The sequence below is a fragment of the Candidatus Nitrosotenuis chungbukensis genome (assembly GCF_000685395.1).
GTDB lineage: Archaea > Thermoproteota > Nitrososphaeria > Nitrososphaerales > Nitrosopumilaceae > Nitrosotenuis > Nitrosotenuis chungbukensis.
The window spans coordinates 153,469-177,658 of the sequence record NZ_AVSQ01000015.1 but is presented as its reverse complement, the minus strand read 5'-3'; the positions used below and the strand labels follow the sequence as shown (position 1 = coordinate 177,658).

At 41.4% G+C, this 24,190-nt stretch carries 26 protein-coding genes; 11 read left to right on the top strand and 15 right to left on the bottom strand.

Annotation, left to right across the window (positions count from 1 at the left end; translation table 11 throughout):
- The first annotated feature begins 38 nt into the window (after window positions 1–38).
- The gene (locus tag NKMY2_RS05850; protein WP_042685964.1) at window positions 39–428 is read left to right on the top strand and encodes a response regulator; all 390 of its coding nucleotides are present in this window, start codon (window positions 39–41) and stop codon (window positions 426–428) included.
- A gap of 1 nt (window position 429) precedes the next feature.
- Here the strand turns inward: NKMY2_RS05850 and NKMY2_RS05845 are convergent, their stop codons facing one another.
- From NKMY2_RS05845 to serB, 5 genes are all read right to left on the bottom strand, one after another.
- The gene (locus NKMY2_RS05845; RefSeq protein ID WP_042685795.1) at window positions 430–1,428 is read right to left on the bottom strand and encodes a PLP-dependent cysteine synthase family protein; all 999 of its coding nucleotides are present in this window, start codon (window positions 1,426–1,428) and stop codon (window positions 430–432) included.
- Window positions 1,429–1,431: 3 nt separating this feature from the next.
- Window positions 1,432–1,665, bottom strand: coding sequence for a sulfurtransferase TusA family protein (locus NKMY2_RS05840; protein WP_042685793.1), 234 nt, complete (start codon window positions 1,663–1,665; stop codon window positions 1,432–1,434).
- 146 nt (window positions 1,666–1,811) lie between these two features.
- Window positions 1,812–2,729, bottom strand: coding sequence for a PHP-associated domain-containing protein (locus NKMY2_RS05835; protein ID WP_042685791.1), 918 nt, complete (start codon window positions 2,727–2,729; stop codon window positions 1,812–1,814).
- Between the two features lie 45 nt (window positions 2,730–2,774).
- Complete coding sequence (gene cofE, locus NKMY2_RS05830; protein WP_042685789.1) at window positions 2,775–3,509, bottom strand: coenzyme F420-0:L-glutamate ligase; 735 nt, start codon at window positions 3,507–3,509, stop codon at window positions 2,775–2,777.
- 41 nt (window positions 3,510–3,550) lie between these two features.
- Complete coding sequence (gene serB / locus NKMY2_RS05825; RefSeq protein WP_042685786.1) at window positions 3,551–4,201, bottom strand: phosphoserine phosphatase SerB; 651 nt, start codon at window positions 4,199–4,201, stop codon at window positions 3,551–3,553.
- 102 nt (window positions 4,202–4,303) lie between these two features.
- Between serB and NKMY2_RS05820 the strand changes: the two genes are divergently transcribed.
- From NKMY2_RS05820 to NKMY2_RS10265, 5 genes are all read left to right on the top strand, one after another.
- Window positions 4,304–4,594 (top strand): hypothetical protein, encoded by a 291-nt coding sequence (locus NKMY2_RS05820; protein WP_042685784.1) that lies wholly within the window; start codon window positions 4,304–4,306, stop codon window positions 4,592–4,594.
- Between the two features lie 145 nt (window positions 4,595–4,739).
- Window positions 4,740–6,185 carry a proline--tRNA ligase gene (gene proS / locus NKMY2_RS05815; RefSeq protein WP_042685782.1) on the top strand — a complete coding sequence of 482 codons (1,446 nt, stop codon included), beginning with the start codon at window positions 4,740–4,742 and terminating at the stop codon, window positions 6,183–6,185.
- 41 nt (window positions 6,186–6,226) lie between these two features.
- Window positions 6,227–7,192 carry an oligopeptide/dipeptide ABC transporter ATP-binding protein gene (locus tag NKMY2_RS05810; protein WP_042685781.1) on the top strand — a complete coding sequence of 322 codons (966 nt, stop codon included), beginning with the start codon at window positions 6,227–6,229 and terminating at the stop codon, window positions 7,190–7,192.
- An 89-nt stretch (window positions 7,193–7,281) separates the two neighbouring features.
- Entirely contained in the window at window positions 7,282–8,124 is an 843-nt protein-coding gene (locus NKMY2_RS05805) for a cobalamin B12-binding domain-containing protein (protein WP_042685778.1), read from the top strand.
- Window positions 8,125–8,180: 56 nt separating this feature from the next.
- The gene (locus tag NKMY2_RS10265) at window positions 8,181–8,954 is read left to right on the top strand and encodes a hypothetical protein (protein ID WP_157832464.1); all 774 of its coding nucleotides are present in this window, start codon (window positions 8,181–8,183) and stop codon (window positions 8,952–8,954) included.
- Window positions 8,955–8,999: 45 nt separating this feature from the next.
- Here the strand turns inward: NKMY2_RS10265 and NKMY2_RS05795 are convergent, their stop codons facing one another.
- The gene (locus NKMY2_RS05795; RefSeq protein ID WP_042685956.1) at window positions 9,000–12,524 is read right to left on the bottom strand and encodes a chromosome segregation SMC family protein; all 3,525 of its coding nucleotides are present in this window, start codon (window positions 12,522–12,524) and stop codon (window positions 9,000–9,002) included.
- A gap of 232 nt (window positions 12,525–12,756) precedes the next feature.
- On the opposite strand from NKMY2_RS05795, the gene NKMY2_RS05790 reads away from it, so the two are divergent.
- The 3 genes from NKMY2_RS05790 to NKMY2_RS05780 are packed head-to-tail and all read left to right on the top strand — an operon-like array spanning window position 12,757 to window position 14,884.
- A complete protein-coding gene (locus NKMY2_RS05790) occupies window positions 12,757–13,494 on the top strand; it encodes a carbon-nitrogen hydrolase family protein (RefSeq protein ID WP_042685953.1) in 738 nt (245 codons plus the stop codon).
- A gap of 52 nt (window positions 13,495–13,546) precedes the next feature.
- Complete coding sequence (locus NKMY2_RS05785; RefSeq protein WP_042685775.1) at window positions 13,547–14,263, top strand: proteasome assembly chaperone family protein; 717 nt, start codon at window positions 13,547–13,549, stop codon at window positions 14,261–14,263.
- Window positions 14,264–14,266: 3 nt separating this feature from the next.
- Window positions 14,267–14,884 carry a LysE family transporter gene (locus tag NKMY2_RS05780; RefSeq protein ID WP_042685770.1) on the top strand — a complete coding sequence of 206 codons (618 nt, stop codon included), beginning with the start codon at window positions 14,267–14,269 and terminating at the stop codon, window positions 14,882–14,884.
- On the opposite strand, the gene NKMY2_RS05775 is transcribed toward NKMY2_RS05780, so the two are convergent.
- From NKMY2_RS05775 to NKMY2_RS05765, 3 genes are all read right to left on the bottom strand, one after another.
- Window positions 14,881–15,114, bottom strand: coding sequence for a hypothetical protein (locus NKMY2_RS05775; protein WP_042685766.1), 234 nt, complete (start codon window positions 15,112–15,114; stop codon window positions 14,881–14,883). The genes NKMY2_RS05780 and NKMY2_RS05775 overlap by 4 nt on opposite strands.
- Window positions 15,095–15,355: a DNA-binding protein gene (locus NKMY2_RS05770; RefSeq protein WP_338140611.1), complete on the bottom strand. Its 261-nt coding sequence runs from the start codon at window positions 15,353–15,355 to the stop codon at window positions 15,095–15,097. The genes NKMY2_RS05775 and NKMY2_RS05770 overlap by 20 nt, the downstream gene beginning before the upstream one ends.
- Window positions 15,356–15,519: 164 nt before the next feature.
- On the bottom strand, window positions 15,520–15,768 hold the full coding sequence (locus NKMY2_RS05765) for a hypothetical protein (RefSeq protein ID WP_042685950.1): 249 nt from the start codon (window positions 15,766–15,768) through the stop codon (window positions 15,520–15,522).
- An 80-nt stretch (window positions 15,769–15,848) separates the two neighbouring features.
- On the opposite strand from NKMY2_RS05765, the gene dinB reads away from it, so the two are divergent.
- The gene (gene dinB, locus NKMY2_RS05760) at window positions 15,849–16,943 is read left to right on the top strand and encodes a DNA polymerase IV (protein WP_042685763.1); all 1,095 of its coding nucleotides are present in this window, start codon (window positions 15,849–15,851) and stop codon (window positions 16,941–16,943) included.
- On the opposite strand, the gene artG is transcribed toward dinB, so the two are convergent.
- The 5 genes from artG to NKMY2_RS05735 all read right to left on the bottom strand — a co-directional run bounded on the left by artG (window position 16,940) and on the right by NKMY2_RS05735 (window position 22,111).
- Window positions 16,940–17,857 carry a thaumarchaeosortase gene (gene artG / locus NKMY2_RS05755; RefSeq protein ID WP_042685761.1) on the bottom strand — a complete coding sequence of 306 codons (918 nt, stop codon included), beginning with the start codon at window positions 17,855–17,857 and terminating at the stop codon, window positions 16,940–16,942. The two genes, dinB and artG, sit on opposite strands and share 4 nt — an antisense overlap.
- 58 nt (window positions 17,858–17,915) lie before the next feature.
- Window positions 17,916–18,464, bottom strand: coding sequence for a hypothetical protein (locus tag NKMY2_RS05750; RefSeq protein WP_042685758.1), 549 nt, complete (start codon window positions 18,462–18,464; stop codon window positions 17,916–17,918).
- 16 nt (window positions 18,465–18,480) lie between these two features.
- Window positions 18,481–19,872: an FtsZ/tubulin family protein gene (locus NKMY2_RS05745; RefSeq protein WP_042685755.1), complete on the bottom strand. Its 1,392-nt coding sequence runs from the start codon at window positions 19,870–19,872 to the stop codon at window positions 18,481–18,483.
- A 157-nt stretch (window positions 19,873–20,029) separates the two neighbouring features.
- Window positions 20,030–21,190, bottom strand: a complete 1,161-nt coding sequence (locus tag NKMY2_RS05740) for an Nre family DNA repair protein (protein ID WP_042685752.1) — start codon at window positions 21,188–21,190, stop codon at window positions 20,030–20,032.
- Window positions 21,191–21,298: 108 nt separating this feature from the next.
- Window positions 21,299–22,111 (bottom strand): ParB/RepB/Spo0J family partition protein, encoded by an 813-nt coding sequence (locus NKMY2_RS05735; protein ID WP_042685749.1) that lies wholly within the window; start codon window positions 22,109–22,111, stop codon window positions 21,299–21,301.
- Window positions 22,112–22,304: 193 nt separating this feature from the next.
- On the opposite strand from NKMY2_RS05735, the gene NKMY2_RS05730 reads away from it, so the two are divergent.
- The gene (locus NKMY2_RS05730) at window positions 22,305–23,228 is read left to right on the top strand and encodes a cobalamin-binding protein (RefSeq protein WP_042685747.1); all 924 of its coding nucleotides are present in this window, start codon (window positions 22,305–22,307) and stop codon (window positions 23,226–23,228) included.
- 355 nt (window positions 23,229–23,583) lie between these two features.
- Here the strand turns inward: NKMY2_RS05730 and NKMY2_RS05725 are convergent, their stop codons facing one another.
- Window positions 23,584–24,060: a hypothetical protein gene (locus NKMY2_RS05725; RefSeq protein WP_042685745.1), complete on the bottom strand. Its 477-nt coding sequence runs from the start codon at window positions 24,058–24,060 to the stop codon at window positions 23,584–23,586.
- Window positions 24,061–24,190 lie beyond the last annotated feature (130 nt).

Here is a 24,190-nt window from a genome sequence, read left to right as displayed (position 1 = left end):
TCAACTTAATGTATGAATCCGCGAATGAAAAATTAAAAATGACTCTAAACATATTGGTTGCAGAAGACAATGCGTTTACTATTACCCAGTACACAAAAATACTTGAAAAAAACGGCCACAGTGTAACTGTTGCAAGAGACGGCCAAGAGTGTCTGGAAAAATATACGCAGGAACTTGCAAAAACAGAATTTGAATCGCTAGACAAAAACCCCTTTGACGTGGTCTTGCTAGACAACAACATGCCTAAAAAAAGCGGAGTTGAAGTGGCGAAGGAAATTCTAGACAAAAGGCCAAATCAGAGAATCATTTTTGCCTCTGCCTACGACATCAATTCCCTGCTTAAAGCACCAGGAACAGTACCAGAATCTGTCGAAATTCTTGAAAAACCATTTTCACTAAACACAATGATAGGTAAAATTCAGGCGTAGGTTACAGATAGACAATATTTGAAAGATGCTTTGCTTCCTTAAGGGCAAGATCGAAATCACCTTCTGTGAAAATCTTTTGTTGTGCATATAGGCTCTTGAATTTTCTTCCATCATCTGCAAAAATTCCAACCACGTGTCCTTCGTCGATAGGATAGTTCTTCATTCCAGCATAAACCGCGGCGGACGATGGGCTAACAAGCAGTCTTTCTTTTTGGAATATTTCTTTGACAGCTGCAAATGCTTGTTCGTTTGTTATTGTTATCCAATCATCAACAACGTTTTCTCGCCTTAGGAACAGATCAGGCTTTGCAGACTCTTCAAAGTTGCGCAATCCCTGAATCAGGTGGTTTTGTTGTGGTTGAACCGCTATTGTTTTAACTTTGGGGTTTTGCTCTTTGAGAAAAGCGGATATTCCAGTGACGGTCCCTCCCGTCCCGACTCCTGTGAAAAAATGAGTTATCCGCCCTTCCGTCTGCTTCCAGATTTCGGGTCCTGTTCCCTTGTAATGGCCCATGTAATTTGCCTCATTTGAATACTGGTTTGGTGAGAAATACTTGTCAGGTCGTGAGGATGCAATTGACGTAGCGAGTGCAATGCTTTGATCAGTTCCAGCGCCGACCTTTGGACACAGATCATCACTTGTTTGGTGGATTGTGGCACCAAGGTCTGAGATTATCTTTTTTGTTTCTTCGCTTGCTTTTTCTGGAATAACTATTTCAACTTTGTATCCAAGGATGCTTGCAATTCCAGTAAGGGCTATGCCCGTGTTTCCAGATGTTGGCTCTATGATTATTGTCTCGCCTCGTTTTAGCCTGCCTTTTTCTTCGGCATCCTTAATCATCCAATATGCCGCCCTATCCTTTACGGAGCCAAACGGATTGTGGCTTTCCAGTTTTGCATAATAATTTACTTTGCCAGTTGATAACGATTCTAGCTTTACAAGCGGAGTATTCCCAATTCTGTTTAGGATGTCTGCATCAGTCAGAACTTTGGTTGCCACTAACTATTTCACCTTTTTAATTGAAAATTCTAATTCGGTATCTCTTTTTTGAAGAGACAGGAGTTCGTGTCCGGTTCGCTTGACCCACCGTGATATGTCTTCCTCAGCGTTTGGATCATCTGCAAGAACAGTCAGTGTTTCACCTACTTGCATTTTCTCAACCTCAATCTTTGTTCTAAATACAGGTTCCGGGCAGAACAATCCACGCGCATCTAGTTTTTTAGTCGTTGCACTCATCGATATTTGTCAAAGGCTTGTTTGTCATATTAAAATCTATTTTATGTAGTAACGAAACATTAACAGAATTAGCTTAGATTAAGTTTTTAAAACAGTTGGCATTGCATGACGAAGACGCATTCCAGATCAGGTTGTTGTGTAGACAGTCAGATTGCCATCCTTAGCATATCGGCAATATTTCTATTCTTTAATGGAGACGCATCATAATCAAGCAGATTGATTTTCTTTGATATTCGCTTCATCAGATACACAGACAGTTTGTATATTAGCGACCAGAGATAGCTGTTTTGATTCAGGGAATACATTTTGAGCAACAATGAAAACATCCATTGTGAATTTGGATAATGTTCTCGAATGTATTCTGCAAGATAGTCCTTTGAATTGTTGATCTTGTACTTGATGTGCTCTAGTGTTTCCTTTTCGTGCGCATAGCCGGTGTTCTGTATGGTTATTCTTCCATGCCTCATCGCATACAGTACATCATCTAGCGTGTTTTCGGATTCGACGAGATTTACACATCTTCCAAGTGTCGAAAGAACGTGCGAGTCACTTCCAGAGATGCCAATTTTGTTATTGTCAAGCGAAAACTTGGTTGCTCGTGCATTTGATATCACGTCAACGTTATTGCTATTGAAAATCTCAACTAGATCACACATCTTTGCCTTTTCTCTCAGAGCATCAAGCAGGCTAAACGGGTGCGGGGCACAAGACACCGCGTCTTGTTTGCTGATTTCATCGATTATCTCTTCTAACGTAAGGCCTGCCCTGATTTCCCTTGAGATCCCATATGCTATCACATGTGCACCGGTGTCAGTCGTGATTTCTTCTGCTGGCAAAATTTGGATCTTTTTGTATTTTGCATGGTTATTTTTGTATTCGAGAATTTGCCTATAGCCATTCAAAGTGTTGTGGTTTGTTACAAAAAGCGCATCAAGCCCAAGGGCATGCGATCTTTCTAGCTGCTCAGATATTGTTATGTCACAGTCATATGGTGCCTCGTCTTCGCCCACATGAAAGTTTGAGAAATTGTTATGACAGTGCAGTTCAGTCTTTAGATAGTTCAATCAATTGGAAATTTTTTTTGTTATTATTATAATCCTTTTTCTATGTTACCTGAAGAGATCAGTCTTTTCTGATCTAATTAACGGCCTTACCGTATCGTCAGACGGGCTAAAATCAAAGTTTCGAACTATTACAAATGGACAATTCTTAGTCTTCTTCATTACAAGTTCTGCCGCACTGCAGAGTTCATCCGCTTCTGCAATGGCAGTGATACGCAACACCCTCCCAAACGTGTCCTTTGTTCCTGCATAATCATGAATCGGTCTCATTCCAGATACGCCGATTGCGCAGTTTGTTTGGCCTTCACGGAACGGCCTGCCAAATGTGTCAGCTATCAAAACCGCAATTTTTTTTCCAGTTGCATCTTGCAGTTTAACGCGCAAGTCGGATGCAGACTTGTCGGGGTTTTCAGGAAGCATTGCTGCAAATCCCTGCGGAAGATTACTTTCATCAACCCCGGCATTTGCACAGATAAAGCCGTGCCTTGTTTCTGTGATCAGTATACGGTTTTCCATCCGAACTAGTCTTTTTGTTTCGTGGAGGATAACTTCGATCAGCCTTGGATCCTTCTCATACTCGGCTGCAATCCCAACGGCAAGAAGAGACGGGATTACGCCGGACAATTCAACTAATTGCCCTTCTTGTTTTGATACCACTTTTTGCGACACCACGATAACGTCACCATCTGACAAGCCCTTGTAGGATGACGTGAAAATTTTTACCAGATCGTCGCCTTTCTTAATTTCCTTATTTGTGATAACTGGAATTATTTCAAGTGACATCAGTGTTATGCGGATCGCCTTTTATTAAAATCTAGTAAGATCTAGGCAACAGTTTGAAGCTGTAGGTTCGTCTTGTAGTGTTTGTTTATTATGCCAATGAGGTTTGAGAGATTTTTTTCTTCAATTATCACATTTGCCCTTTCCTTTACGACATCTTGAGCCCTAAATGCAATTCCGAGTCCACAGATGTCAAAAAGAGTCAGGTCGTTTGCGCCGTCAACTGTAACTATGATGTCTTCCTTACTTTCCTGCCATTCTGCTATTTTTACTCGTGCAGATTTTGCCTTGTCTGACGTGACGTGGATTTGCACGTCATCGAGTTTTCCGTCCTTGAAGACAAGTTCGTTAGAATACACATAGTCAAGACCCAGTTCTTCTTTTAGCCTATCAGTCATAATTGTAAATCCTCCAGAGACGGCAAGCAGTTTCCAGCCGGCGGCCTTTAGTACGCGGCATGTTTCCTTTGCGCCAGTCATTATCGGCAGATCATCGGCTACCTGTTTACAAGTATCATAGCTTAATCCCCGTAAAGCGTGGACACGTGTTCTAAGTCCATCTTCCCAGTTTATCAGTCCTTGAATTCCCTTTCTTGTGATTTCCCAGATTTCTTTTTCTTTGTTTACCTTTTCCGCGAGAATCGGCAGATATTCTGCATCAAAGAGGACTCCTTCCACATCAAAAATTGCAAGCAATTGTTTCCAATTTTTGGAAAAAATCTATCAATATAAAAGTTGAAGTTCGTTTTTAGATCGCATACCCATAGTAATAAATCACGGTAGGAAAATTGTCAAAACATGGGCGAGCTTGAGCACAAGTACGAAGTCGAAGTAAAGACATCAGAAAAACTGCAAAAACTTCCAGACGAGGTCAAAGACGAATTAAAAGCGTCAGGGATGATGGACGACAAGGGAAAACTCAAACTCAAAGGCGTTAGCCCAAAAATGCTAAAGAAAATGAAGCAAGAGTATGTCGATTGCCCCGTTTTAAAACAAGACATCCAATTTGTCCAGTGTTTTGTGTGCCCCAATTTCCAAAGCAGAGTAATGGGAAAAGTGCTTTGCAAAGGGGATTCTCTTAAAAAATAGATACGACCTAGATTCAAAATTTTAAGAAGAGTAAGTTACATCCCAGATTGAATTTATTCAAAACGCCACAAGTATCGATTATCAATTGTGCCAAATCCCCCATACTAAGAAAAGCTCATTAGTCAAAATTTTTGTCACATATACATTGAGTAAAGAAAGTGTTGGAATTACAGTTTCAAAAAATGCGGATTTTAGTGAATGGTACACCCAAGTTGTCCTAAAGGCGCAGCTCGCAGACTATGCCCCAGTAAAGGGCCTCATTGTTCTGCGACCTGACGGATACGCAATTTGGGAGTCAATCAGGGAAACGCTTGATGAGAAACTCAAAAAAACAGGACACAGAAACGGCTTTCTGCCAGTCCTGATTCCAGAATCATTGCTTACAAAAGAAAAAGACCACTTTGCAGGATTCAATCCGGAAGTTTTTTGGGTAACACATTCAGGAGACACCGAAATTGGCGACAGATTAGCTCTACGCCCCACGTCTGAGACGCTTGCATATTCAATGTATGCCAAATGGATTCACAGCTGGAGGGACTTGCCCCTGAAGATTAATTTTTGGAACACGGCATTACGTGCAGAAATCAAGGCAACAAAACCATTTCTTAGGACGTCTGAATTTTTGTGGCAGGAAGGGCACACAGTGCACGCAACACGAGAAGATGCCGAAAAGGAGGTTTTTGACATTTTAGAGATTTATAAAAATACAGTCGAACAAACCCTTGCGATTCCCGTAATCACAGGCAAGAAAAGCGAGAAAGAAAAATTTGTTGGGGCAGTATACACCACAGCTATCGAATCCATGATGCCAGACGGCAAGGCATTGCAGATGGGAACCTCACATTTTCTTGGGCAGAACTTTTCAAAACCATTTGAAGTCAAATTCCTAGATAAAAACAACGTAGAAACTTTTGCATGGCAAACATCATGGGGCGTGTCATGGAGATTGATCGGAGCAATGGTAATGGTCCATGGCGACGACAAGGGACTTGTATTACCACCAAGAGTGGCGCCGATTCAGATAGTCATCGTTCCAATTTATTATTCAGAAAAAGATGCAGACAGAGTTCAGGTAAAAGCAAACGAAGTTGAAAAAATACTGCAAGACAAGGGTTTGCGCACCCATGTGGACAGAAGGGATGAGCTTACACCAGGCTTCAAGTTCAACGACTGGGAACTAAAAGGAGTCCCATTACGAATTGAGATTGGCCCAAAGGATCTGGACAAAAGCAAAGTTACAGTAGCCAGGCGCCACAACAGGCAAAAATCAGACCTCCCGCTTGACAAAATAGAATCGGATATCGAGTCCATACTACAACAAATTCAAGATGAGATGTTTACGGCGGCAAAGAAGATCCTTGAGGATCGAACAGTAAAAGTAACAGATTACAACCAGTTCAAATCCGAAGTCGAGAACGGCTCGTTCATCAGTGCACATTGGTGTGGGGAGACAAGGTGTGAGGAAAAGATCAAAGAGGAAACCATGGCAGATATTCGAGTAATCCCATTTGAAAGCGGCAACACTGAGGGAAAGTGCATATACTGTGGTGGAAAAAGCGTCACAAGTGCCACATTTGCTCGAGCGTATTGATCTCCAATTCTTGATATAGGATACAACATAATTCAGATACATTGGATGAAATTCTAATTATTGAAAATTTGCAGAAATATTTTATCAAGACAAACTGGCTAGGGAAGCAATCCTCGCTTGTGAAGGCAGTTGACGGGATATCATTTTCGGTGAGACGTGGAGAAATCTTTGTTTTGGCAGGAGAGTCAGGCTCAGGCAAGTCAACCATTGCAAAACTAATTTTAAAGTCAATTGACTCAGACGCAGGAAAAATAATCTTCGACGGAGACGAAATTTCCGACAAAAAAGAATCCCTGAAAAGAATCAGAATGGGCTGCCAGATGGTCTACCAGGATCCGTACGACTCCATAAACCCAAGAATGAAAGTAAAGGACATAGTTTCTGAGCCAATTGAAATTCACAAAATCGGAAACGCAAAACAACGGGAAGATCTGGTCAGAGAGGCACTACACGAAGTAAGATTAGAGCCGGCAGACGAGATCATGGAAAAATATCCAGGGGCGCTATCGGGGGGGCAAAGACAAAGGGTAGTGCTTGCAAGGGCGCTCGTGATGAAGCCAAAGATGATCATTGCAGACGAGCCAGTATCAATGCTTGACGTGTCAGTGAGAGCTGAAATTCTTGAACTGATGGAAAATTTGCGACAAAAATACAACATTTCTTTTGTGTACATCACACATGATTTGGCAACTGCCAAATATTTTGGTCACACCATTGCGATCGTATACCTTGGAAAAATAGTCGAGATGGGTCCAATCAATGACATCTTACTTCATCCCAAACACCCGTATACGCAGGCACTGCTTGACGCAATATCAGAGCCAGACCCAAACAACATCTACAAGGAAAAGATAGTCAGAGTAAGAGAGCCGCTTGATATTGATGCATATCACGGTTGCAGATTTCAAGCAAGATGCCCATATGCCTTTGAAAAGTGCAAGATTGAGCCCAACCTAGAAGACGTCGGGAACAACAGAAAAGTTGCGTGTTTTGCTAAATTAGACTAGCGATATCATCTGATTTGTGATTTGTCAAAGTTAGCACTAGAGAATAAGATTAGCATTATTTATTAATTTAAGAGTAAACAAGTGTCTCAATGGTTTACATCCGATCAAAAGCAGTAAAGGGTGAAAAATATCTCTATTTGGTTCGCAGTGTCTGGGATTCAAAGAACAACACTTCAAGGCAGGAGACCATCAAGTATCTCGGAAAAGCATCAAATGTAACAAAAGAAGACATCCCACCAGAGCATCAAAACGACCCAAAAATAATTTCGTTTTTAGCATCAGATGAATTCGCAGATGGGCAGAAAAAAGAAGAAGCACTATCAAAAATAAGAGAGCAGTTGTTTGGCTTTTTTATTAATGGAGATGTAGAAGGCGCGCTAAAACTCTATGAGAGATACAGGCCGTCGTCTGGAACGACGAGCTTTTATGAAAAAATTCTCACCCCAGTCATGTACGACGTAGGAAAACAATGGGCATCAAATAAGATCAGCGTTGCAGACGAACATGTTTGTAGCAACGTAGCAAATAGTCTCGTGAAAATCATTTCGGACAAAAACATGACACGCCCATCAAAAAAGAAAATCGTGATTTGTACCCCAGACGGCGAACAACACAATTTGGGAGTAAACATTCTTGAATCACACATGCTCTGCAAGGGATTCAAGATATACAATATTTCCCCTTCTGAGCCGCACGACTCAGTTGTAAATTTTATTGAAAAGGTCAAGCCAGACATGGTATTTCTTTCCATAACCCTTGCAGATAACATAAAGCCAGGTCAGAGACTAGTTAAAAAAATTCGCGAAAAATCCAAAATCCCAATATTTGTCGGAGGCCAGGCAGTCAACAATGACCAAGAGTCAAAATTTGAAGCCAAAATTTTAAGAAATATCAGCCTAAACGAACTCCCAAAAGCAATCAAAACATTTTAGGCACTAGAATTAAATCTTATCACTAGTTTATATGACAAATCGCCCAAAACATGGTAATGAGCACAATAATTCAGCAAAATATGGCAAATAGCGCCGCCATAAAGATAATTGCAATAGCTGCCGCGTTTTTATTGTTATCTAGCGTCGCTGCAACTTCGGCATTTGGAGAAAACACAAGTAATGAAAAAACCAAAGCAAAATCAACTGACAAAAAAGAAAGCGTAAAGAAAACCATTCAAGAAAAAATAAAAAAGACAGCAAAGCAGCCAACAGCAAAGAAACCACAAACAGATGCAACAAACATCACAGCACAACAAGCAAAACCCGCCATCGATCCACTTGAAGCACAAAAATCAGCATGTAAACAAAAAGAAACGGAGCGAGAGCAGTACGAGTGCGAGAAGGCCCTAAGATCAGCACAGTCGTCCGATGATTTCAAACAAAAATCAAAAAAACATGTCGTTGGACCAGTGACATTTTACTATCCCGGAGCTAAAGTAGAAAAAAGCGGCAACGTGCACATACTCAATCTAAAGTTCCTAGTCGAGAATACAGGATCAAAGGACAATGTTGCGTTGTATTGCACGGGACCAGCAGCATGCAACTACGATATTTCAGATGGTAAAACCACGTACAAATATGCGGCAAACGATTTCACAAGCGGCCAAATAGTGCTAAGACCCGGGATGTCAAAAGAAATGAACATCATGTTTGGACCAGCAATAGGATATGGAAGCTACGTACCATTCAAGTACGACCCCGCAAAACAATATACCTTCAACGTGAAGGAGTCTTGGGGAACGGCTACAATTCCGCTGGATCTAAAATAGAATCATTTTTCTTATTTTTTGTATTTTTGCCAGGTGCAGTATTGATCAGCTAGTAATTGATGGTATTCGTTTGTCCTTGTACGTGACAACGTGTGACACGCCGTTTTTCGGATAAACTCCGTAGATGAGTTTGGCTTTTTGCACCACGGAGTCCTTGAGCGACACCATGATGAACTGGCTTCCGTTTGAGCGCTGCTCGATTATTTTGGCCAGTTTTTCAGCGTTTGGCGCATCCAAGTGCGCGTCAACTTCGTCAAACAGGTAAAACACAGAAGGTTTGAGCTTTTGCAGAGCCAAAACAAACACGATTGCGGCAAGTGTTTTTTCACCACCAGAAATTGATGTTGACTCTCTTTTTGGTTTGTTTGGGAACTGGATCAAATACGATATGCCGGAATTGAAAATATCGTCCTCATTTTGAAGTTCAAGCCAAGCCTGCCCACCAGTCATGGTGTTAAACGCCTCGCGGATTTCCTTATCCACTTTGTCAAATGCGTCAAGGAATGTCTGGCGCTTGTCTTTGTCGATTTCTTCAATAAACTTGACAATGGCATTTCTCTCTTCTTCTAGCTCGTTCTTTCTATCAGACATTGAGCGGTATCCGTGCGATATCTCAAGATAGGTTTCAGGTGCACTTGCATTAAGCTTTGATGCAAGAGAATTCATCTCTGATTCAAGCGAGTGTAACATCAGATCAACTTCAAATGTTTCGGTAATTTCCTCATAGCCATATTTTTCAAGAATTTTTTGGATTTTTGCCTCATTTTCAGATATATCACGTATGTCCCTTGAGAGAGAATCAGACTGCCTTTCGCGCGAGCTGATTTCACGTATAAAGAACCTCTCCCGCTCGTTTAGCTTGCCCAACAATTCGTCAAATTCCTGTAGTTTTGAGATGGATGTACCTGACGTCGAGATCAGAGATTGTTCTTTCTCCCTTAGTTTTACAAGGTTTTCGTTTGCAGTTTCTTTTTCTTTTACCAATACATTTAGTCGCGATTCGATTTCGTGTTTTTCGTGATTAAGTGATGACTGTTCCTCGTGCAGGTTTCGCATCTTTGTTTTTTCACCAAGTTCTTGCGCAGACAGGGTGGCAACCTGTGATTCTTTTTCCCGAAGTTCGTTGATTATCGAAGACTGTCTTGCCATGACAGAGGTGCGCTTTTCATTTAGTCTGTTAAGCTCGTTTGCAATACGATTGTTTTCCCCATCAGCATAGTTATCATGCACAAGTGAGATTCGTTCCTCAAGGGATGCAAGGTATGACTCTTCTTTTGCAAGATCCATGCGTAGTTTTTCCTCATGCCTCTCAAGTTGAGATATTCTTGCCTCAAGCTGAGATTTCATCTTGTCAATTGACGTTATCTTGAATTTTAGGTCAGAATAGCTCATGTCGGCATTTGAGAGCCCGGTTTCAGAAATGGATAGCCTGCTCTGATAGTTTTGTATTATGCCCTCTACTTTTTTTAGCGAAAATCTTTTCTTTTGAATGTATTTTTTGAGCAAATTAATCGATTGGATAAGACCGTCAACTGAGGTGCTCATGGAGATGATTTTCGTGAGCTTTGAAATCTTGGAGTTGATGTCAATGATCACGGCACTTGCCTTTGCTTCAAAGAATTCGCCTTCCAGAGTCACAGTCTTGTAGCCGGACCTTGATATACGAATTGCAGCATCCCTAGAGTCAACTAGGACAACATTTCCGAACAAGAATGTCTTAAGCGGTGCATATTTTTCATCGCATTTTACAAAATCAGACAGCACTCCCACAACGGAGGAATCTCTTGGAAGCGTCAGACGGAAATTCGGAATTGCTTCCAGAGGTATTATCTTTAGCTTTGGAAGTTTTCTTGTTCGTGCAACCTCAGCTAGGCTCAAAAGTGTTGAAAAATCCTTAACCACAAAAGACTTTATCCAATCAGATGCTCCGGCCAGAACGGCCCGTTCGTATTGTCGGTCCCAAGAGATCATTTCATAGACAAGTCCCTCTATTCCAAGTTCTGCGCTATGTTCTTTGAGGTTGGCAATTGTATAATCCTCATGCATTATTCCCTTGACCACCTTGATTTTTGCATCATACTGTGCTGCCGCCCGGCTTGCCTTCTCAAGAATAGTTGAAATTTCATCAATATCGCTTTCGATTCTTGCGTGCTTTGCTGTTTGAGCAGAGATTCTCGATTTTAATTCAGTTACAGTGTCCTTGTGATTTGTCCTAATTGATTCCAATCTCGTTTTTAGTAATTCAAGTTTTTTTGACTCTTCTATTATGTCTGTATGTCTTTGCCGATTACCTTCAATCTTTGTTTTGATGTCTTGAATATCGGAATTTATTTTTCCAAATGTCACTTTAGCTTGGTTTAGCTTTGTTGTGAGGTTTTGGATTTTTGTGTCAACCTCTTTTCTTTGTGCAGCAACTTGTGCTTGCTGCCTGTACACTTGGGAGCTTTCCGACTCGATTGATTTTACTTCCTGGTAGACATGGTTCTTCTCCTCCCTAATTTGTGCAAGAGATGTTTTTTGTTCCGTGATTTGTGACTCTATTGCAAGCCTTGCCTGATGCAGGGATTCTAATTCAGCTGCAATTTCCGGAAGGCGCATCTGAATTTGATTCATCCTTCGTGTTTTTGTCAGGGTTTCAGTATTGGCACTTTCATACAATTGCATCGCAGCGCTAAGCTCAGAGTCAATTGCCGCCTTTGCGTGATTGTAGGCATTTGCTTCGGCCATAAACGAGGACTTTTGAGCCTCTAGTTCTGAGATTTCCTTTTTGATTGCAGTTCGTTCTTCATCAAGTTTCTTTGTCTCAGATACGAGGGAGTGCATGCTACGTTCTTTTGACAGCTTCTCAGTCTGAATCACCTTCATTTTGTTTGATGCTGAAATCGCATGCAATCGTCCAAGCTCACGGTTTATCAGCTCGTATCTTAGCTTTAGGTTTCTCTCAACTTCCAGCTCGTCAATCCTCTTTTTGATTTCGTCCATCCTTGCCAAAGCAACCTCTAAGCGCCTGTCGGCATCCTCAAGTTGTTTGATGGACTCGGACTTTTTTTCATCAAAATATGATAAGCCAATCAGGTCTTCAATTACGGTTCTTTTCTCCTCTGCAGTAAATTCAGAAATTCGCGTAACTGTTCCCTGCTGTACGGCATTAAGCTGATTCAGGCTAGCATTTGCAACCTCTAAAAGATCAAGGATCTGGTTACGGTTTGTTTGTTTTTGATTTAGATAATAGGTATTTTCCCCATGCTCGTCCATTTCTCTGGTTATGACAACAGAGTTGGAGTCAACTGGGATCTTTCTGTCAGAATTATCAAACTGGAGGCTTACCCGCGCCATCTTTGGCCCACGCCGGGCTCCTTCAATATCATGGATCAGGGATCGGAGTTTGTCCACCCTCATTATCTTTGGCCTGTTTTCACCAAGCGCAAAAATTATCGCATCAAGTATGTTGCTCTTGCCAGATCCGTTTGGGCCTGAGATCGACACAAGCCCAGGCTCAAAGTTTACAGTACTGTTTGTGAACCCGAACGATTTGAAGCCGAAAATGTCAACCTTTTTGATATGGACCAATGAGTATATTTCAGAAACTGGTTTGTTAATCAAATACTGACAAGTTTAGTTGACTAAATTATGCTGTTTTGTTTAGTTTGAAACGGATTTTTTTGATACGATACGAAAAATGTTGTAGGGCATCACTGCGTGTCATTTTGCTACATCTTGATGCTCAAGGAGCAGGAATTGCTCTTTATCGCATAAACGAGGTTCATTTATGTATAATTAGGCCAGAATGAAACAAGTGCGATTGATAAAACTAGGCGTGGTTCAGGCTCGCACGTATGGCTCCAATGAGAGTGGAATTGACATCATTTCCAAACTGGTGGAAAAACTCGGAAAGCAGGAAACAGACATCGTCTGCCTCCCAGAACAGTGGCTAAAGGAAAACAAGATTGTCGATTGTGACACCGAGTTTTCAAGATTCAAAAAAATCGCAAAAGAATACTCCATGACTGTTATTCCAGGCGCGTTTTATGAGAAAAGAAAAAACGGCAACGTGATTTCGGCTCCGATAATAGACTCGACTGGTGAAATCATCGGAGCGCAGGAAAAGATCCACCCATTTGACTATGAGAAAGATCTGGTCAGACCAGGCACCAAGGCAAAGGTGTTCAAGACTGCTTGCAAGTTTGGCATAATAATTTGCTACGACATGGTGTTTTCAGACGTGGCGGAAACTCTGGTAAAGAAAGGCGCCCAAGTGTTGTTTTCCCCCTCAAGGATAGTCAAAAGGGGAATCGTTCCATGGCATCTGTATGTGCAAGTAAGAGCACTAGAAAACCGCGTCCCAGTATTGGCTGCAAACGTGCAAAATAGTCGCTTTGGCGGAAACAGCATCATTGTAAGCATGCATGAGCAGGACAGGGTAATGATACCAAGCACACTGACCCTAAAGGGAGAATCTGCAAAGTCATTAGAATTCGACCTGTCAAAATATGAAAAAAGCCGCAAAGGGAGATTTTCTGACCACCGAAAATTCACCTAGAGTTCGAAGGATTCCGGTAAAAGTATATCAGCATTAATTTAGAACATTTACTGTGTTTCCAAGACTTTGGATCAAGGAGATCAAGCCAATAGACCTGGAAGGCGGGTATCTTATTGATGGATTTCCCTCGATTGGATTCACAAGTGCGATTGCCAGTGAATCGCTAATGCATTCAGCGCCGTATGAACTTGTCGGATTTATCGATTCGTTTGACTTCCCAACCGTCTCCATAATTAAAGATGGGGTACCTAACTATGCAACGCGTATTTTTGTAAACAAGGACCTCAAGGTAGGAGTTTTTACTTCGTATTTGACAATCAGCGAGCCACACCACAGAACGATTGCAAGATTGATGTTAAAGTGGGCAAAAAAACACAAATGTTCACTGATTGTCAGCAGCGCACCAATGAGAATGCCAACAGAGAACACAAATCAGGTAATTGCAGCAGGCAGTACCGACGAGGCAAGAGAAAAGATCAAGCAGGCAGGAATGACAGTATTGCAAAACGGCACCATTCCAGGAGTTCCAGGAGCATTGCTTAATGAGGGGATGTTAAACGGCCAAAACGTGGTAGTTATTCTAGTAGACGTAGACGCATCGGGTCCGGATTTCAAGTCCAGTGTGAACCTGTGTATGGCAATGTCAAAACTTTTGCCAGGGGTTTCATGCGATCTTGGATTAATGCAAAAGCAGACAGAAATGGTGGAAAAGGAAATCAGGGAAAGAGAAAAAGAAACAAGCGCCATTAAAAAATCAATGTATGGCTAGCACATGCAAGACTTTTTCCAGTTCGGTATCGCAGTAGTGATAATTTCAGCGTCCGGAGTGATGTCGCCGGGGCCATTGTTTGTAGCAACAATCGCAAACGGCATAAGGCAGGGTGCAAGAGCAGGATTTAGGATAGCACTCGGGCATACATTAGTAGAATTGCCGCTGGTCGTCTCAATTGGACTTGGAATTCTGTCACTTGATGCAATGCCGCAGTTCAGGGTTTCAATTGGAATTTTGGGAGCACTGAGTATTTTTGGATTTGCTGGATTGCAAATAATATCAATACTAAGAAAAGATCCCATGCAATACAAATCAAAATACGGTTCGTTTCTTACAGGCATACTTCTGACGGGACTGAATCCGTTTTTTCTCATATGGTGGTTTACGATTGGGTTTAAGCTTATTTCGGATGCACTCTTGTTGTGGTCGATATGGGGGATTTTTATAATGTTCGCGTTGCACATCTGGATGGATTATGCATGGCTTGTTTTAGTTTCGTTTCTTTCTTCAAGGGGAAAAGTGTTTCTTTCAAACAAGAGGTACAAAATAGGCATGATTGGAATTAACGCCGTCTTGATTTATTTCGGCATAACGTTTATCCTACAAGCAAAAATTTAGCCGCAGTCAAGGATGTCAAATTCTGTTTTGCATTCGTTGTTCAGGTTCATGATTTTATCCACCAAAACCACACATTGTTGAGGATCGTACAGATTCTTGTATTCCTCAATTTCGGAAATTATTGAGAGCTGCTTTAATGAGCACGAGTTAAACGCTTGAATTAAAACAAGTCCTGCAATTACAGAGACGCCAATTAGAATGACAAAGTTCCTATTCTTTCGTAATATCAATTTCTATTGTGGAAACATTTCTTGTTTTTCCATCTTGCGATAAAAGTGAATCAGATGAAATACGGACATCTTTGATTTTATATCCCACAGTGTTCATTCGTTTTACAATCATTTGAGACACATCGACTGCCTGTGTGATCCTCTGTCCCCGTGCCTTTATGGTCACAAACGATTGGTTTGAGAGCTGCGTCAATGTTGCAGTGACATAAGTCATTATTGGTTTTGTTCCAACAAAAATCACATCGCGTGTCTTTCTCGAGTCTTCTTCGTCCGTAGATTTTACCTCGTCTACCGCAGCGTTATCTTTGAGTTTTTGCGATTCGATAAATATTTCTTGGGCTTCAGTAGGGGTGTCTTCGCTCATTTTATTTTGGCCTTAGGTTGTTCCTGTTCCTCGGTGTTTATTTAATGTTTGATATTTTCTTTTTGAATATAGCCTTCTATAATTTTTTCAATGTCGTCAGGATTAGAACAGGTTTTTACAGAGTCAACCAAATCTTTTTCTTCAATCTCGTAACAGTTTAGGAATTCCTGATCATCTTTGTAGACAAGAATCAGCTTCTCGTTGTGAAGGCAGTAATACATTTTTTCTTTTTCCATGTTTTCTGGCTTCATTTTAACACCGTTTTCGTCAACAGATAATGGATAAGACACAACTAGCAATGAGTGCATCGATATTTAGATTCTTAGAATGATTCGATATTGTAATAAGGATTTTTTTCCATACCATACACATGTCAGATAGGATTGTGCTCCATGTCGATTTTGATTATTTTTACGCCCAATGCGAGGAGATCAGAAACCCCAATCTAAGAACAAAGCCAGTCTCAGTATGCATATTTTCTGACAGAGGCGGCGATAGTGGCGCAATAGCAACTGCAAACTATATCGCAAGAAAATACGGTGTAAAGTCAGGCATGCCGATTAAATTTGCAAAATCACGATTAAAGCAAATTTCAGATGCTGTTTTTTTGCCAGCTGATTTTCCATATTATTCAGACATTTCCGAAAAAGCAATGGAAATAATGAAAAATCATGCAGACATTTTTGAATATGTTGGGCGTGATGAGGTCTATCTTGACGTGACAAGAAGAACGCAGAACAATTTCAAAAATGCAGGCCATCTTGCCCAGCAGATCAAAAATCAGATAAGAAACAAAATCAAAATGACGTGCTCAGTTGGCGTATCAGCCAACAAGCTTGTCTCAAAAATTGCATCAAGCCATAAGAAACCGGACGGGTTGACCATGATAGAGCCGCAGAACACAGAATCGTTTTTGGCGCCACTCAAAGTAAGCGACATTCCGGGGATAGGAAAGGTTACTGAGGAAAAGCTTCGTGAAATAAATCTGAATACGATAGAAGAGTTGCGCAAAGTTGACATTTTTACCCTAAACAAAATGTTTGGTAGGAAGATTTCACTTTACATTTACAATGCTGCAAGGGGTATAGACGAGGAGCCGGTGGCGGAAAGACAGCCAACCATACAGTACAGCAGAATTGTCACATTAAAAAAAGACTCAACGGAATTGGATTTCCTTGCAAGCAGTCTTGAAGAGATATGTGCCGATGTGTACGAAACTGCAGTTAAGAACAAAAAAATGTTCAAGTCAGTTGGAATCCAATTCATACAATCAGACTTAACAGGCAAGACGAAATCAAAAATGCTCAAAAACCCAACGCTTAATCTCGAGGAATTAAGAAAAACCGCGCATCAGCTACTGGAAGAAGCGCTAATTGATCAGACACTAGGCATTAGAAGACTCGGAGTAAAGATTTCAGAACTATCAGACTTGCAGGGACAAAGTTCGCTTACTAACTTTTTTTAGGACACAAGCCGTTTCATTCGTTTTGTTTCAATCGACGTTACGATGAGCAGGAATATGAAAATCCAAGGAAGGAACATTATTTCTCCTGCAATACCGTGAAATTCTTCAAACTTGGTAGGATCAGTCGAAACCTTGAGTACGAATACGGATAGAGAAAATATCCTAATCATGTTTATGCCAATCGTTCCAAGTATTCCAATAACAAAGTACACCGCTTTGCGTTTTCGCTCTATGTTCATCTTTAGCAAAAATGCCATCATGACAAGCGAGTAAATTATGATGCTGTGTACTCCAGCAGACGGCCAAAATACCTGTAGGGCCATTGGCCCGTGTTCTCCTCGCAGTAACATCAGGTTTTCTTTAGCAATCGCAGTGCCAAGATCAAAACTGTTAATGATCCAAACATTTGCCTTTACCAGATACGGCACCACGTATTGGAGTGGTCCAAGTGTGTCGTATGGAAAAAAGGCGTCAAGGGACAGAATTGCGGCGCTGCCACAAAGAAAGATTGGGCCTGCAGGAGCAATACGTATCCACCTTTTCCCAAACAGTATGCTGACAGCGGCAATCAAAAATGCCCCCATTATAATAAAATCCCACATCCATGTCCACGAGTCCACAAGGTTGACATTAAACTGAGGGGCAACACCTACAAGATAGTCCTTCAGACCGTGTTCACGTATTACAAGATATGCGATGGCTGCACCAGCTAGGGGGATGGTTGCAAGTATTCTTTTTTTAGACACGTGAAGTTTAACTCCAATTATCTCTGCCACGATGAATGCCATTGCAAAAAGAAATCCTCCGCGCCCCTGGTTCCAGCTTAGGCTAAACGTGTCAGGATATACTACAAGTGCAAACAAGACAGGACTGATAATTATTATAATTGCAAGAAGGAGGGTTTTATTTTGCAATACAAGCTGTAAATCTCAAACGAATAAAAACTAAGCAATCGTCACGGCAGTTCTCTCGCTACTGTTTTCTCTTTATGGTCAGGGTCTTTTGTATCTCATTTATGCCGCTGATGAACTTTTGTTTTGCGTCATATTCGTTTGAGACCTTCACTATTATTTCAGATGAAGAGAGCAGCACGTCTTTTACAACTAGTGGAATGCTCAAGCCAAGCAATTCACCCAGAAAGTCAAACAAGTTCTGAAATTTTGCAGAGTCGCGGTAATGGAACAAGACATTTCCATCTCGGAATACAGGTTTTGGATCAAGTGGGATTATCAGTTCTGGGGAGCTCATCTCGGTAATGAACGTGTCAGTGTCTTTTTTAATTGAGGATGTGATCTGATCCTTCTGCGATTCAAGATTGAGTTTCATTTTTTCTAATTGCTCCATTTGGTCCTCGTATTGGATTCCAATCATTTTTGCAAATGTTGATTCTGTCGGTTTTTTTAGCGGCAGCTCGTGGAGCCGCATGTTTACCGACTTTAGTTCCTCATCTATTTGATGCAGGTTAATTCGCTCAGACTTGACCTTTTTTGCCAAATCTTCTAAAAAATTGAAATCAGCCATAATTATGAAACCTGTCTCAGCTAAACTGGTGTACTACGTCCATCAAGCTTTGCTTAAAGTCCTCGGTGGTCAGTCCCCATTTGCCGTACTCGTCCTTGTAGGCATCCCAGGATTCTTCTGCCTCGCGCGCGATGTCCAAAATCTTAGGACCTATTGCCTTTGTGTTGACAAGTATTGTGACATTTGCCTGTTCTTTATCTAGAATTGGAATCTTGACAAATATCATTCTTGAATCCTCGATGTTGAATTTGTCCTTGATTACTCGTTTGAGAACTTCTCTTTCTTTGATGTCAAATTCCCCCTTTACCTTGACTAGTGCACAGCACGAGTCCTTCGGTCCGCCGTAATTTCGAACATCGGTTTCATCAATGTCAAACAGCAATGCGTCTTGTTTTTTGCTAATGTTGTCAATGATAGAATCCATTGTGTTGTGCTTGTTGCCAGTCAACTGGTCTAGGCTCCACTGATCCTCATCAGGCAAGACAGGTATTGCCCACGGGATTGCAAACTTGGGGCGTTTTGTTGCAAGCCACGTCCTATAGTTGGACATGTCCCATTCCGTTTCTCTCGCAAATGATGACACGTACATGGAAATGGCATTTGCCGCAATCAGATTCATTCCCTTGTAGTCCTTCCACCCGACTTCATGTTCTTTTGGTAGATCGTCGATGATTGATGGAATTTTATCCACGCGTTTTTCAAACTTGTGTGAAATTTCTCTCAATCGTTTATTTGAAAACAGTATTGAGCAGTCGCTGAACTTGATTTGGTATTCAAGGTTCATTACAATGTTAATTGCGGCCGCTTCTAAGATCACGGGGTCCCAGCCAAATTCAGGAAGGAGTCCCAGTGTTGCAATTGTCGCATGTTCTTTTGTGTTGCTTCGAATAAACTCGATAAATGAGCATGCAAATGAGCTTCCAGTTCCGCCACCCATCGCAAATGGCACCACATATCCCCGGACAGGTTCTGGCGACAGGGCAGATAGTTGTTTGGCAAAATCCCATTTTTGGGTTATCTCGTTTTTGAATCTATAGCGTCCTTCCGCCCAGTTTCTTGCAGCGCCGCCCGCTCCGTGAATTACGTGCTTGTCACGCAGTGCAAAAAGATCAGGATATGACTGTAAAATAAGATTAGCAGCTCTTGGGTCAAGGTCAACTAGCAGCGCCCTTGGGATTAAGGGTGTCTCTCCCCCGGTGTAAGTGCCAGGGAAACGCAAAATCGTACTTCCATATCTTTTAAGAATTCTAGATTCATCCTTGCTGTCTTTTAAAACCGGTTTTAGCGGGTCTGCACCTACATCTAGCAACAGCCTACGATAGGATTCTGCTCCAAGGCCTATCCCACAGTGACCAAAACATGTCATCAGTACCGGTGCAGGTGGGAGTGGTGCTGTACCTTGTGACATAATTATACCACGGACAGTTTGGACTTTAACCAATCAGTGTAAGAAAGTAAAGTTTCTGCTTGATCGTTGTAGACAGTTGTCCAAATCATAAATGTACTATGACGGTTTTGCATTTAAGACTTAAGAAGAATTCATACTAGTTGGAATCGACAATTTGTCAGAAATAGTCTGCAATTGACTTTTGTTTTAGCATTTTCAGCGTGGTTCCTTTTGTGAGCCATTCGCTTTTACTAATGCTCATATGTTTGCAGGCCAAGCTCAGTCCGTCATCTATTGTTTCTGCCAAAACTGGAATTTTTGACATTGCTGCCCTAATTGCCTCCCTTACTTGCCACACTCCGACTGGCACTGCATATTCTGGCCTTATTTCGCGCAGAACTAAAACACCTGCCTGTCTTTGTTTTCTTTTTAGATGTTCTGCGACTCCAAGCTTTGCTGCAAAATACGCCCCAGCTATGCTCGGATAGTGATCAATTCCGTTTGCATCCTCGGCGTCCGCGCCAAAGCCAATTTCTCCTTTTTCCGTGTACCATGCCTCCTCCATTTCAAAAATCCACCTGTGCGGAAATAGGAAAACTGAGAAAATATTTCCCAGGTGCTCATGTGTAAAGACTTGATAGCTGTCGATTGTTTGATAGTCCAAAATTTCCGCAACAAGACTTTTCGATATGATGTCATCTGTCGCAGTAATGCTCCATCGTGTAGGTACGAGTTTTCGTTCTTTTCCAAACATTCCAATGCTAAAACATTTTTGGATTTTTGAAATTTCAATTCCGCTCTCATATAGCGACACCACAGCATCTTCTGCTTTTAGATCCTTGTCATAGTACGTTTTTTCAATGGTTTGGTTTGTAGACATGCCGGAAAATTTGGCAGTCTTTACTTCACCAATTGGTCCAAACGGCGCAGATTCGCCATCTATTGTCGTGATTGGAGATGTGTGTTTTTCAAATACAATGTCAGAGTCAGGTGTATTTGACGACATTGCAAGTTCTTGAAGGCTTTCAATGTAACGTCCCTGCGGATGTGCAACTGAAACATTTTGCACCCCTCGAACTAGTTTTAGCCTGAAATTTACAATATCTTCCAGTGTTTTCCCAGACCATTTTTCAGGCAGATCTAAAAGACTAGTGTCACCGTGGATTGGCGGGACCATCGGCCCCACGCCGACTTTAGGGTAGCCATACGAGCCCACAAAGACAGATGGCGGACTAGATCCGCTAATCGAATCAGACGAAAATAGATTCCCATACCTTGACAGATATTCTTTCCAGTTCTGCTCAATTGACTTTCTTATGTCCTGCGCGTTTGGGCTCAACAGTTGACAAGTGAGGTCTCAGGTATTTAGTTTGAATGATTGATTGACAGCTGACTTGCTTTCAAGGTTTGTGCAAAGATAGATTTTTCGGATTCGTAAAAATAGAAATTATCGCTTGTGGCTTCTTTTTGAAAGCCAAGATACCACTATTTGTCGTGCTAATTTTTCTGGGTCTTCTTCCCGATACTGGGATTCTTTTTCGAGTTTTTTTGCATATGACGACGACAGTGTAAGTGGAACTGTTCGTCTAACTGCAAGGATCCGTGCTTTTTTGAGCAATTTGCGGTGGTTTGCAGAAGGATGCTTTGCGAGCAATCTAAGATAATTTTTTTGTGTACGTGCATCTAACACTGAAATCCTTTCTGCAACAAGTACTGCTTTATTCACATTTGGAATAATTTGATTAAGACTGATTGCCACGCTGCTAGATATGGTGCCTGGAACCAAGTTCTTTATTTTTTCAGGAAGTGCTGCAAAACCAACATATTTTTTAAAAGTTTTACGTGAGATTCCAAGCGAGTGAGCACCGCCAGTCACGCCCATTTTCTCGGCAAGAAAACGACACGAGCTTGCCATGTCTTTTGGTGCCATGTTTTTACGATGCAGGTTTTCAATCACAGATGCAGCCTTTGCATTTTCAAGATCATATCCCTTTGTCAATACCAAAACCGGAATTTTTTTTGCCCTTAGAAGCTTCAAGGCGGCAAGTCTTCTTTGACCAGACATTAGGAGAAAGCGACCACGTCCGTCCTTTTGGACCATTGGCGGATTCTGCAATCCCTCGTTTTTAATGGATTTTGCGAGCTCACGTATGCCATCCCTGTCAAGGGAGCGTGCCTGAGCCTCATCCCATACATGAATTCTCTTAATTGGGATTACTTTAACTCGATAATGTATTTTTTGACGATATCTTTGAGACATCAATGCTGTTGTAGTGAAAAAGAAGATAGTAAATAGGGAGGTTAAATTCAATTCGCTTTTGTGTGATCAAATGTTCTCTTAAAATGCGTCAAATATTGAATAAAACTCGTTTAAACGGCACAAATCAACCAGTTGTAAAAACACCGGCACCGATCAAAAATTAGTTAAAATCTCACTATTTTGAATCAACTTCATGCACGCAAGAAGAATTGTTTCGTTTCTTCCAAGTGCGACAGAATTAATGTACGAGCTTGGGGCTGAAGAAAACATAGTTGGCGTAACCCATGAGTGCCTTTATCCACAACAAGCAAAAACAAAATTACGAATAATCAATTCTATTTTCGACCCAGAGAAGATGACCTCAAAACAAATCGACGACAAAGTTTCAGAGCTGGCAAGGGAGGGAAGAGACATCTTCACAGTAAACGAGGCAAACCTCAAAGAAGCAGACCCAGATCTCATAATTGCACAGGGGACGTGTGCAGTTTGTTCTGCATACACCAATGAAGTAAACAAGGCACTTCAGATCCTGCAGAAAAGGCCCCAAGTGCTGGTTCTTGATCCACACACCATCGAAGAGATCCTAGGCACTGTCATAGAAATCGCGCAAAAAATTGGAAAGGAGAAAGAGGGAGAAAAACTTGTAGAATCCCTAAAAAAAAGAATTGATTTTATCAAATCCAAAGACGTCAAAAGTAAAAAGGTGTTGTGCATAGAATGGATTGATCCATTCTTTACATCAGGTCATTGGGTTCCTCAAATGATAGAAATTGCAGGCGGCGTCAATTCAATAAGTGCCACAGGGGAGCACTCCAGGCGCATGACAATAGATGAAGTAGAAAAGGCAGACCCCGACATCATAGTCATGATGCCGTGCGGTTTTGACACAAAAAGAACGGAGTCGGAATGCACCGAAGTCCTGCAAAACAACCAAAGATGGAAAAAATTACGGGCGATAGAAAACAGCCAAGTCTTTGCAGTTGACGCAAACTCTTATTTTTCAAAGCCAAGCATCAGAACCATAACGGGAATCGAAATCCTGGCAAAAATAATCCATCCGCAGGAATTCTCAGACATCAAAACTCCAGAAAATTCCTTTAGACGACTAAAGTTCTAATTATTCTCATCAGCGTCATCATCGGCCTCAAGGGTTCGCTTACTTGGTCTTGCAGGAACAAACATTATCGTCATGAAATTAGCAGTCAGTTAGCCCTTCATAGATTTTCAGGTTTGAAAAAGTTCACTTTTCTTGTAATTTCCAGTCAACAAGGGAACCAAGTCCAGAAATTTAACCTTCAAACTACTTTTTGAAAAATTTAACGTCTGAATATTAACCTGAAGTTTGTCCAAATTCAACACACATTGTCTGATATTCAAGATTAACGACTAGATGTTAATGAATGCCTGAATCATTTTCCCCAGTCCTATCTCGTGGCTTCTTGTCTTCTAATGATTCAGGCAATCTTTCTATTTTAGCCAATTTTGCAGTTAATCGATAGGGATTTGGTAGTGGTGTAATACACATAGACCAAGATTCCAGACGACAGTATTCTCAATGGAATCTCGTATGTGCTAAGAAGCGACGTGGCCACACCGCCGACTGTGCCAAATGTCGAAATTATTGCAAATCCAACAGGGCCGCAACTACAGGCGCCAGCAGATGCACCTATGATTGAGCCTATAAAGCTGCCACCGATTCGCCCGGGCTTGTTTTGCAGAGTTATGATCCTATACACATTCATCGGGATCACCAGCCCAGATAGAAAGGAGACTGCCAAGATCAAAACAAATCCGACTAATCTGTCATATGGGACATAGAACACAAAAGAAGGCGTAAAAAACACATACTCTGAGAGCGAGGATAAAAGCATCAGCAGTCCGGTAAATATTGCAGCAGATAACGACACATACGAATAATTTGAAAAGACCAGCCCTATAGCAGATGCCAATTTATTGCAGAGATCCCATTTGAGTTAAAAATATTGTTATGAAAGTTACTTGCGCCTGAATATTTTGGCAATCTTTTGTGCCACAATGTCCAACGGACATGTTTCGCAAGAGACATTGGAGTCTTTTTTT